The organism is Carboxylicivirga caseinilyticus (genome assembly GCF_050589785.1).
In the GTDB taxonomy this organism is placed as follows: domain Bacteria; phylum Bacteroidota; class Bacteroidia; order Bacteroidales; family Marinilabiliaceae; genus Carboxylicivirga; species Carboxylicivirga caseinilyticus.
Map to the genome: position 1 here is coordinate 1 of NZ_JBNGOX010000030.1, position 12,106 is coordinate 12,106.

Genomic DNA, 12,106 nt, shown 5'->3' on the forward strand with positions numbered 1-12,106 from the left:
TCTTACCGAAAAAACCTTCAATTAAATATGAAACAGAGCCAACTTATGGGCAATTAGCTCTGTTTTAAGAATTCTCTTATATCGAACTCAGGTTAATAATATTTATACAAAGGGATAAAAAGATTTGAGTTTAGAATAATCTGTATTGATTTAACAAAATTTTTGCTGGTAGTATTTTTATTCCTTATTTCAACGATTTGATACTCATTTGAATTCTCATTCTCGCTTGTGATTTCTATATTTGCATTTTATTTAACGGAACTGTTAAGACAAACGCGACCCAAATATTACTCCGTAAAACCAAGAACAAAAATTATAAACATGTTACCAAGTATTAATCCAACTACTACTAAAGCGTGGAAAGCGCTTGAAGAGTATTATGCTGAGTTCAAAGACACTCAGATGAAAGATTTGTTTGCTGCAGATGGTCAACGTTTCGACAAATACTCATTGCGTTTTGAAGATATTTTGCTTGACTTTTCAAAAAACCGTATTGATGATAAGGTTTTGAGTCTTTTGATTCAACTGGCCGAAGAATGTGGTTTAAAAAGTGCTATCGATGCTGAATTTGGTGGAGACAAAATTAATGTAACCGAAGATCGTGCTGTATTACATGTGGCTTTACGTAATAGAAGCAATACACCTATTATGGTGGACGGCGAAGATGTGATGCCAAAGGTAAACGCTGTTTTAGATCAGATGAAAGCTTTTTCTGAGAAGCTTATCTCAGGTGAGTGGAAAGGTTACAGTGGAAAAGCTATTACTGATATTGTGAACATTGGTATTGGTGGTTCCGATTTGGGTCCTTTAATGGTTACTGAGGCCTTAAAGCCTTTCAAAAAGGAAAACATCAACCTTCATTTTGTATCCAATGTTGATGGTACTCATATTGCTGAAGCATTGAAAAAAGTGAATCCTGAAACAACGCTTTTCATCATTGCTTCTAAAACATTTACAACACAGGAAACAATGACCAATGCCAACTCAGCTAAATCATGGTTCCTAGAAGCAGCTAAAGATGAAGCTGCCGTTGCAAAACATTTCGTGGCTTTATCAACTAATGCCAAGGCTGTTTCTGCTTTCGGTATCGACACTGCTAATATGTTCGAATTCTGGGATTGGGTAGGCGGTCGATATTCGTTATGGTCGGCTATCGGATTAAGCATTGCTTGTGGTATCGGTTTCGATAATTACCAGGCTTTATTAGAAGGAGCTCATGCAATGGATCAACACTTCAGTACTGCATCTTTCGACAAAAACCTTCCGGTTATTTTGGCTATGATTGGAGTTTGGTACAATAACTTCTATGGAGCTGAAACTGAAGCTATCTTACCTTACGATCAGTATATGCACCGGTTCTCTGCTTATTTCCAACAAGGCAACATGGAAAGTAACGGTAAATACGTTGATCGCAACGGTGAAAAAGTTACTTATCAAACAGGTCCTATTCTTTGGGGTGAACCTGGAACTAATGGTCAGCATGCGTTCTATCAGTTGATTCACCAGGGAACAAAACTGATTCCTTGTGATTTTATGGCAACTGCAAAGTCTCATAACCCATTAAGTGATCATCATCCAAAGTTGTTGGCTAACTTCTTTGCTCAAACCGAAGCAATGATGGTTGGTAAAACTGAGGAGCAGGTTACAGCTGAATTAAAAGCTGCCGGAAAATCTGACAAAGAAGTTGCTGCTTTATTACCATATAAAGTATTCCTTGGTAACATTCCAACCAACTCAATTCTAATGCAACAGTTGGATCCACGCACTTTAGGTGCATTGATAGCCATGTACGAACACAAAATTTTTGTACAGGGTATCATCTGGAATATTTACAGTTTCGATCAATGGGGTGTAGAATTGGGTAAACAATTAGCAAATGCAATTTTACCTGAGCTAGTTAATGATCAGGTTGTTACTTCACACGATGCTTCAACCAATGGATTGATTAATGCATACAAAGCAATGAAGTAATTTATTCATTAATGATATTTTTAAAAGGCTGCTCGTTGGAGTGGCCTTTTTATTTATTTTTAATGTCTGTTGTACTAACCTTATTTTCATTCTGATGAAAACATTTGAAAGATTGGCTTTTGTTTCATTCTGGATTCACATTATATATGTTCCTTTGATAATGATAGGATTTCCTGTTTCTGTTGTTTTAGTGGCAAAAGGCTTGATTATAGAAAGCTTTTTTGAGAAGGGTTGGTTTCCTGTTATACATTCTGTAATGGCAATCTTCATTTTCTATTTTGTCTTATATTGTTTTTGGTTCTGGTACAAATTTGATAGATATTCTCACGCCATTTTACTTCTGTTTTTTCTAAATACATTTTATGCCCCATATTATTTCTATCAGGTAAAGATTAAAAAGAGACCACTAAAAAATAAAAAGCCTAAAGAAGAGTATGTGCCATTTATAAAGATTGAAAAAGGAGAAGAAATTGAGGAGAGTGATTATGGAGAATTAACCAGAAAAAGTTTAATTGGAATTGTTGAGCTTTGGTCAAACAAGGATGAGCAATTAAACTATCAGAAAGAGAATCCGGATTTCAATATTACTGAGGAGCTTTTTGTTCAGTGGGAAGATTTATTTTCTCAGTGGGAAAATATTTCTATGTTTTTTACCAAAGAGGAACAAGACCAACTTGTAGAATTTGACATAGCCATTAAGAGTAGTCAGGCTAGTTTAAAGCCATTGTATCCACCTTGGGATATATTTATGAAACAATCAGAATGGAATACTATTAACAAAATAGCTATCAGAATTAGTGCACATTTGAATTTTGAAGGTCAAAAGGATTAAATTAAACAAAGTTTCATATGCCATTATTTCCATGATTCGGTATAATTTTTGTAATATCTTTGATTTTATTAAAAGGTAAAAGTATGTTGAGATTACAATTATTCCTTTTTGCATTATTAGTTGGATTTGTTTCCAAAGCACAGGAAACATCTATGATTGCGATTACCTCCGATTCAACTAAGTTTTCTTCAATAGACTCTTTACTTTATAACCGATTTGTACTCGGACATAATCAATCAATGGACACTTTGCCGAATCCATTTCACATGGGTGTTGAAGTTGGTACCAGTGTTTCAACAGATTTTAATGGTGGATTTGGAACAAACCTGTATGTTGCTCCGCAATTTTGGTATGTACCCAATGAGAAATGGCAATTTAATATTGCACCTGTGTTAAGCAGAAGTACTTTTCATGATATGCCGGTCTGGATTGCCCCGGGTTATGTTGCATCTTTTGATGGAACAGCAACTCATATCGGGCTTTATGCGCAAGGTTCATACAATATTAACGAAAAGCTTTATGTAGGAAGTTCTGTAATGGGGAATATCCAGATATTTGAGCAAAACTTATCAGGTCAGTCAATCCCTGATTTAAACAGTATTGCTACATCGGCATTTGTAGGATATAAATTCTCCAATGGTTTCAGGGTAGAAGCTGAATTTGGCATTGGACGAAATTTGTATGGTTTCTATAATAGCTGGTCATCACCCATGACCCCTTACATGATCACTCCACGAACACGTAATCCGTACGATAGATTTTAGATCAGGAGTTCTTACTGATCATCTTTAATGAATCCATTTTAAGGATCGAAATCTGGCGGCCATCAAGCTGAATAATATTATCCTTTTCAAATTCTTTCAAAAATTTAATGGCACTTTCACTGGTGATTGAGGCAAAATCAGCAATATCCTGTCGCGACATGTGTTCAAAAACATTAACCCCTTCAGCCTCAAATTTCGATAAGTAAATAAGGGTTGATGCTAATTTACCGCGCATTTGCTTGTATGAAATATTGCTTATGATTTCAAGATAGCGATTCTCAATTTCATAGTTACGTGAGGTAATTTTTAAACCAAATTCAGGATTGGAAACAAGCAATTCTTTTAACGCTTCCTTATCGACCATACAAATGATTGAATCTTTTAAAGCTACAGCTGAGTAGGGGTATACTTCATCACCAAAAACAGCTGAGAATGCCATGAAGTCGCCCTGTTTTTTAAGCTGTAGGTTGATCTGTTTGGTTCCTGTCGTTTGCAAATAAACACGAACCAATCCATCCACAACAAATAAAACATGAGTTGCGAATGCTCCTTGTTTCATTACATTTTCACCTTTCAGGTAGGTAATACGGGCTTTTTTGTCCTGTAAAAGTTTTAATTCTTCATCAGAAAGAAATTTAAAACACTCTGTAGTTTCTTCTATGCTTTTTCCCAGCTCCATATTATTGCTACTTTATTAAGTCTACAAAAATAAAGGAAAGATTTAGTTGATGATGAATGATTTTAAGTTAATTGAAAGGTTATTCTCAATTCTAAGAACAATTGAACTACTTATTTTAGACGATAGATTATTTTAACCTAAATAAAAATCCCGCCGAACTTCGACGGGATTCCATATTGTAATGATTAACGATTCTATCCAAAAATTGAGTAAGCAACAGTTAAACCGGCCATCACAACCGATACCATTGTCATTAATTTAATTAAAATATTTAAAGAAGGTCCAGAAGTATCTTTAAATGGATCTCCCACTGTATCGCCGGTTACACCAGCTTTGTGAGCCTCACTTCCTTTGCCGCCATGATGTCCTTTTTCGATGTATTTTTTAGCATTATCCCATGCTCCACCGGCATTGTTTAACATTACAGCCAATGTAAATCCGGCTGTTAATCCTCCGGCCAATAAACCTACAACACCGGCAACACCCAAAACAAGTCCTACCAAAATAGGAACGATGATGGCCAGTAACGAAGGTACAATCATTTCACGTTGTGCTCCTTTGGTTGAAATAGCAACACACTTGGCATATTCTGGAGTACCTGTTCCATCCATGATTCCAACAATTTCTTTGAACTGACGACGAACTTCTTCAACCATTGAGCCAGCTGCACGTCCAACAGCTTTCATGGTCATTGCACAAAAAACAAATGCCATCATAGCTCCCAGGAATAAACCACCCAGCAACATTGGATTGAATAATGAAAGATCGTAGAATGAAACAAAATCTTTAATGTTGGCATCTGCATAAGATGTTAAGCCTGTTGCTTCCAAAAAAGCTTGTCCTTTTTCCGGCACTTTACCAAGCCATAATCTGATTTCTTCCATATAAGCTGCTAAAAGAGCCATGGCAGTAAGAGCTGCAGAACCGATGGCAAAACCTTTACCCGTTGCAGCAGTAGTATTACCTAACATATCCAATGCGTCGGTACGTTCACGAACCTCTTTTGGAAGATGTGACATTTCAGCGTTACCACCCGCATTATCAGCAATCGGGCCAAAAGCATCGGTTGCCAATGTGATTCCTAATGTTGATAACATACCAACAGCAGCAAAACCAATACCATAAACACCTTCTGAGAAATTAGTAAAACCACCTGCAAAGCCAAATGCAGCAATAATACCAGCCACGATGGTAACAACCGGAATCCAGGTACTGAACATACCTACAGCAATACCATCGATAATGGTAGTAGCATGGCCTTGTACAGCCTGTCCGGCAATACCTTGTGTTGGTTTGTACTCATCAGAAGTGTAATATTCTGTTCCCTGACCAATGATAACACCTGCTGCCAAACCAGCAATTACAGATCCGAAAATACCCCAGGTAATCCAGTCCATATATGCCAAAATGGCTATTGCAATCAGAATAAGCACAGAACTTCCTCCTGTACCAATCAATAGGGCGTTCAATAGATTCTTCTGAGTTGCCGATTCTTTGGTACGTACCATAAAAACCCCAACGATAGATAGAAGAATACCTATGGCAGCTACAATCATAGGAGCCATCACCGCTTTTAACTGTAAATCACCTGTTAAACCAGGTAGTGCTGCTCCCAGAGCAGCAGTTGCTAATATCGAACCACAATACGATTCATATAAGTCGGCACCCATACCAGCCACATCACCCACGTTATCGCCAACATTATCAGCAATGGTTGCAGGGTTACGAGGATCATCTTCAGGTATTCCGGCTTCTACTTTACCTACAAGATCGGCACCAACGTCGGCAGCTTTTGTGTAAATACCTCCACCAACACGTGCAAATAATGCCTGAGTAGAAGCACCCATTCCAAATGTCAGCATGGTGGCAGTAATTTCCACCATTTTATGATGTTCCGTTGTGCCGGCATGAACGAAGTCTAATCCCAGAAAACTGAATCCATTCACAAGATGATCAGGGGTAAACACAATCTCGTTCAGGAAATAAAACCATAATGCAATATCTAATAATCCAAAACCTACAACTACCATTCCCATTACAGCACCACTTCGGAATGCAACTTTTAATCCTCTGTTAAGAGAGTTGGATGCACCGTGAGCAGCACGGGCAGAAGCGTAAGTGGCAGTTTTCATGCCCAGATAACCACATAAACCTGAGAAGAAACCTCCTGTTAAAAAGGCAATGGGTACAAACGGATTTTGCACACCCATGTATGCCAACACACCTAAAAGAACTACCAATACAATAAAAACTTTTCCAACCACCTTGTATTGGCTCGAAAGGTACGCCATCGCTCCGTCACGCACATGTTGTGCAATTTCTTTCATTTTATCGGTACCCTCGGACTCTTTCATCATTGATTTGAAGAATATCCAGGCAAAAATCAAAGCTATCAGCGATGATACTGGAATCAACCAAAAAATTGAACTCATAATAAACTTGGTATTTTAGTTAGTAAATGATTTAGCCAAATTTCGTTTACTAAACGACGATGAAGAACCGTTATCACACGAAAGAAATGGTTTTCTTTAACTGTGATAAAAAGTAGATCTGACAAAGAAACTGAGTAGTTAAGAAGTTTCATAAGGATCGTTTAGCGAATCACATCTCCTGTCCCTTAAGCATCTGTCCCACACTACCAAGATAACAAATTTGATAAGAATTCCGAGTGGTGAAGCATTATTTATTACCTGTATAAATTACCATCCGGCCAGAATATTCAGTCCAAACTGGCCTGGTTTGAACTCTCCCTGATGGTAAGGAAATGCGTAATAAGGTTCAATAACCATTGCTCCGAAAAGATTTATCCGATATGCCAGTCCACTGCTGAAAACAGGGATTCTTTCACTGACAGAATGAGTAGTTAAGCTTAAAACAGGGTGACTTTCCTGGTTCCAACTCACACCTGCATCGATAAATAATGCCAACTCGCTAAATAAAATACCGGAAGAGATCATAGCCAGTTCTCGTGGTCCGGTAAAGGGAACACGCCACTCAACATTAGATACGAGCAGTCGGGTACCAATGAGTTGGTTTAAACTGATGGTGTTTCCATCTTCTGTTTCGTTGCCATAGAACTCGCCGGTATCATAACCTCTCACATACCACGGTGAACCCAGAAATAATTCAGTCATCCGATCGCTGTCAGAATCGTTTCCGTATCTTCCGTAGTGGTATATTCTGAAAGCCAGACTGTAAGGTTTGATAAAAAAATATTTTCTATAATCAACTAATAATGTTTGCATCTTCATATGATGCAGATAATGTTCTGCCTGTATTCGTAACCGCTTTCCTTCAACGGGTGAAGCCAATCCCATTTTTGCATTGTCAATTACAAAGGCAAAATCAAGGATAGCAGTTCCAAATCCCGATGGGGCTGGCATTTTTTCTTTCTCAGAAGCATAAAACTGGTTGTATGAACTCAGGTTTTTAAATTTCTCTATTCGATAATTATAAAGAGCATATGAAGCTCCTAACTCAAACCGTCGTGTTTTATTGATGGGAATAAAGGTGAAAACAGATACTTTATCCTCAAAAGTGCGTCTGAAGAGATAACTAAGGCTTTTACTGGTTGATCCGTCTTCGTTTTCAATAATATCATAAGTAAAACTGCCATATCGGTATGGAATATGTGATAAACTGGTACCAACCTTTATCCTTTTTTGCTGATTGATATAGGCAACCTGTCCGCCAAAGTCATATACCTCACCATTAATGCTTATTGCCGTGTAAAGCATGTTCTGTCCCAAAATATCACTAAACAGTGCTTCCATACTGCCGGCCATTCCGGCGCCAAACCTTCCTGCCATAACTCCTCCCTGGATATTGCCAAGGTAATCGAGTTTAAATTTTCTCTTTATCTGATCATTAAAGAAGCTATCAACAGAAAGGGTATAAGGTTGGCGATTAAAGTATAAGTTGGTTTCCACCTGCGATGGGATGGGAGAGAAAGGAACCAGGCGTGAGGAGGCCAGATTCATCTGTTTCTCTTGAACCTCTTTTTTATTTCGGTTGATAAACTTTGTGTTGGTTTTATAAATAGAAAACTCACCGTCCCAAAGCATGGTATAATATAAACATTGTCCTGATACGGCAAGAGCGGGAGAGTATTCTGTCATACCAATGATACCTGTTGGATATTCGGTAATTCTGAATATTTGATTATTGGTTGTATTCAGAAGGTACAAATTTCGCCGACCGTCAAAATCGGATAAAAAGAATACTTCATCAGGAGACCCTAACTCAACAGGATTCAGGTTTTTTGCTCCTTCAAAAGTGTTAAAAACCTTATGCTTGCCTTCCTTGTCTGTATAGGCAATATTGAAAAATCCCCTTGAATTGGGTATGTGTTTCTCCGAAGGCTCATCGGTGCTATAATAAATATGTTGTCCGTTTTTCGACCACGAAGGTTGCATGCAGGCAAATTTGTTATTAGTCAAATTGCGTAATTCTTTCGATTTAAGATGAAAGATGTATATGTCTGATTGAGCCTCTTTCAAGCCTGCAAAGGCAATCTCATCACCATCGGGCGACCATGCCGGCCAGTTAATATCATCCACCTCTTCGAAACTTATTTCATTGATAATTTGCTTTTTCTTTGTGTCAAAAACCATACAGGTGGCTTTACCTTTTGCAAATGCTATAAATGCAAAATACCGACTATCTGGCGACCAGCTTCCCGATGTTTCAAGATAATTAAGTGCATCAATCTCATCATGACTGGTGGCTGTATATAAACGCGACTCAACATCGCCGGTATTTGCATTGGCCAAAAATAAATCGATGGCATACAGATCTCTCTCCGATAAAAACACGATGTGTTTGCCATCAGGACTCACTGCAGGATTCAGATTGTAACGTCCGCTGTTTTTTTTGGATAATATTCGTTCTCCAATGATGGTAAAGGTTGAATCAATTGAAGCATTTATTAAATGATCCTTTATTGTTTTCTTCCACAACACCGATAGTGAATCGGTTGAAAGCATCAAAACGTCACCTATTGCTTTTTCGTAACCTTCTCTGGCAGTGGCTTTGAATAATCGGGGTACATATTGTTCTCCGAATTTATAAGAAATAAATGCCCAGAATGAATGACCGAAGCGGTATGGTGAGTAACGATAATCGTAGGTCATTTCTTTTAATGAAGGGAAATGATTATTTATCAATGCATCGCGCATCCATAAGTTTGTTTGGCTGTTAACACTACCTATTGAGAGGTATTCAGCCATTCCTTCCACCATCCACAAGGGGATATTGCCAATGGACATCAGACTTATCTCCGGGTCAACTTCCAGCATGTGATACTGAAAAGCATGTACCAGTTCATGCCCCATTACATGATCGGTCTGATGCTGGCTATAGGTTACAGGTAATACCACCCTATTTTTCATTCCTTCGGTTACACCTCCGGTGCCTACGTCAATGCGACTGCCAATTGCTGTGGTTTGCTGAAAATCGGCATGATTGGAATACAGGATAATTGGGTTTCTTGTATAAAAAGTGTCGATTAAAACCTGCTGATGATAGTAATACCATTTCTCTGCCAGTTCACCTAAGTCCTTAACTAATTCAGGATTTTTGAAGTAATGGTATAATTCAAAATGAGGTGTTTTAAAGAGTTGGTAGTTTAACTCTTTATAGGCTGGCTTATTTTGACCAAAATATTGTGCATATCCATTTATCATGAATACCAAAAGCATGGATGATATGATAAGCAATCTTTTCATTCACCTATTTTTAGTCGTCAGAAGAATTAATAATATACGACTATTTAAGATGAATGATGCAGAATTTTTTGATTTTAAGATTAATAGAAACAAAAAAAGCGGCCATTGGCCGCTCTGTATTATTATTTTTGAACTTTCTAACTTGCCTTAAGACGGGCAATGTTGGCACGTTCTATTTTCTTTTTAGCATAGTCGAGGTTAATGATTAGCTCTTTGTCTTTGCCTGAAGGTGCATTAAACATTGAATCAATCATGATCGTTTCGCAAATGGAGCGTAATCCTCGTGCACCTAATTTAAATTCTACTGCCTTGTCAACGATATAGTCCAGAACTTCATCTGAAAATACCAACTTAATCTTATCAATTTCAAACAGCTTCTCGTACTGTTTGATTATCGAATTTTTAGGTTCGGTAAGAATACGTCTTAGAATATCACGGTTTAAAGGTTGCAGATAAGTTAATACAGGTAAACGACCAATAATCTCAGGAATCAAACCAAATGACTTCAAATCCTGTGGAGCGATGTATTGCAGCAGGTTATCTTTATCAATCTTCTCGTTTGATTTACTGGCTGTATATCCAACCACCTTTGTATTTAAGCGCTGTCCTATTTTGCGGGTAATACCATCAAAGGCACCACCACATACAAACAGAATGTTTTTAGTATCAACCGGAATCATTTTTTGTTCAGGATGCTTACGACCGCCTTGAGGTGGAACATTAACAATTGAACCTTCCAGTAATTTTAAAAGACCTTGTTGCACACCTTCTCCGGATACATCGCGTGTGATTGATGGATTATCGCTTTTACGGGCAATTTTGTCGATCTCATCAATAAATACAATACCTTTTTCCGCTGCTTCCACATTGTAATCGGCTGCCTGCAATAAACGAGTTAAGATACTTTCAATATCTTCCCCAACATAACCGGCCTCAGTAAGTACAGTTGCATCAACAATGGTGAACGGAACATGCAACATACGGGCAATAGTGCGGGCAAGTAAAGTCTTACCAGTTCCTGTTTCACCAACCAGAATGATATTAGATTTTTCAATCTCTACCTCATCGTTGGTGTTTTTTTGCATCAAACGCTTGTAGTGATTGTATACTGCAACGGAAAGATACTTCTTCGCTTCATCCTGTCCGATCACATACTGATCAAGAAATTTTTTTATTTCAAGCGGTTTGAGAAGAGTGATCTCATCAACGTTAAATGAGTTTTTCTTCTTGAACTCTTCATCCAGAATTGAATGAGCCTGTTCGATACAATTATCACAAATATGTCCTGAAACTCCAGCAATTAACAGGTTTGTATCTTTTCTTTCTCTACCACAAAAAGAACACTTATCCATACAGTTGTTTTAAACACGAATGCAGAGTCAACCTCAAAGGCTGATTCTGCATCGCTATATTTTAAGTCAATATTTACTTAGGATTACGAACCAATACTTCATCAATCATTCCGTATTCTTTCGCTTCCTCAGCTGTCATCCAATAATCACGGTCAGAATCTTTTTCAACCTTTTTGTAGGTATTACCCGAGTGATCGGCGATAATGGTATACAATTCTTTCTTCAGCTTTAAAATTTCTCTTGCAGTAATTTCAATATCCGAAGCCTGTCCTTGTGCACCTCCCATTGGCTGATGAATCATTACTCGTGAATGCTTCAGTGCAGAGCGTTTCCCCTTGGTTCCTGCTGTCAATAATACAGCTCCCATTGATGCTGCCATACCTGTACAAATGGTAGCTACATCTGATGAGATATATTGCATGGTATCGTAAATACCTAAACCGGCATGTACCGAACCTCCAGGTGTGTTAAAATAGATAGAGATGTCCTTTGAAGGATCAGCTGACTCTAAATACAGTAACTGTGCCTGAATAACATTGGCCACATAATCATCAATAGGTAAGCCAAGAAAAATAATGCGGTCCATCATCAAACGTGAGAAAACGTCCATGCTGGCCACATTTAACTGACGCTCTTCAATAATAGTTGGTGAAATGTAACTATTTGTAATTGAAGTATATTGGTCAAGAACCAGGCTGTTTATACCTAAATGCTTTGTAGCGTATTTTTTAAAATCTTTTGGATCAATCATCTTCAAAAATTTTTATTTGATATGCTAAATT

The 12,106-nt window shown here is 37.8% G+C and carries 8 protein-coding genes; 3 read left to right on the forward strand and 5 right to left on the reverse strand.

Annotation, left to right across the window (positions count from 1 at the left end; translation table 11 throughout):
* The first annotated feature begins 321 nt into the window (after positions 1-321).
* The 3 genes from pgi (at position 322) to ACRD62_RS14880 (ending at position 3,567) form a co-directional block, all read left to right on the forward strand.
* Entirely contained in the window at positions 322-1,971 is a 1,650-nt protein-coding gene (pgi, locus tag ACRD62_RS14870; protein WP_430820899.1) for a glucose-6-phosphate isomerase, read from the forward strand.
* Between the two features lie 94 nt (positions 1,972-2,065).
* Positions 2,066-2,803, forward strand: coding sequence for a hypothetical protein (locus tag ACRD62_RS14875; RefSeq protein ID WP_430820900.1), 738 nt, complete (start codon positions 2,066-2,068; stop codon positions 2,801-2,803).
* An 83-nt stretch (positions 2,804-2,886) separates the two neighbouring features.
* Positions 2,887-3,567 (forward strand): hypothetical protein, encoded by a 681-nt coding sequence (locus tag ACRD62_RS14880; RefSeq protein WP_430820902.1) that lies wholly within the window; start codon positions 2,887-2,889, stop codon positions 3,565-3,567.
* 1 nt (position 3,568) lies between these two features.
* On the opposite strand, the gene ACRD62_RS14885 is transcribed toward ACRD62_RS14880, so the two are convergent.
* The 5 genes from ACRD62_RS14885 to clpP form a co-directional block, all read right to left on the reverse strand.
* The gene (locus tag ACRD62_RS14885; RefSeq protein ID WP_430820903.1) at positions 3,569-4,246 is read right to left on the reverse strand and encodes a Crp/Fnr family transcriptional regulator; all 678 of its coding nucleotides are present in this window, start codon (positions 4,244-4,246) and stop codon (positions 3,569-3,571) included.
* Between the two features lie 194 nt (positions 4,247-4,440).
* Positions 4,441-6,678, reverse strand: coding sequence for a sodium-translocating pyrophosphatase (locus tag ACRD62_RS14890; protein WP_430820904.1), 2,238 nt, complete (start codon positions 6,676-6,678; stop codon positions 4,441-4,443).
* A gap of 267 nt (positions 6,679-6,945) precedes the next feature.
* A complete protein-coding gene (locus ACRD62_RS14895) occupies positions 6,946-9,972 on the reverse strand; it encodes a TolB family protein (RefSeq protein WP_430820905.1) in 3,027 nt (1,008 codons plus the stop codon).
* Between the two features lie 137 nt (positions 9,973-10,109).
* Entirely contained in the window at positions 10,110-11,324 is a 1,215-nt protein-coding gene (gene clpX, locus ACRD62_RS14900) for an ATP-dependent Clp protease ATP-binding subunit ClpX (RefSeq protein WP_430820906.1), read from the reverse strand.
* 73 nt (positions 11,325-11,397) lie between these two features.
* Positions 11,398-12,075, reverse strand: coding sequence for an ATP-dependent Clp endopeptidase proteolytic subunit ClpP (gene clpP / locus ACRD62_RS14905; protein WP_321406866.1), 678 nt, complete (start codon positions 12,073-12,075; stop codon positions 11,398-11,400).
* Positions 12,076-12,106: the final 31 nt, after the last annotated feature.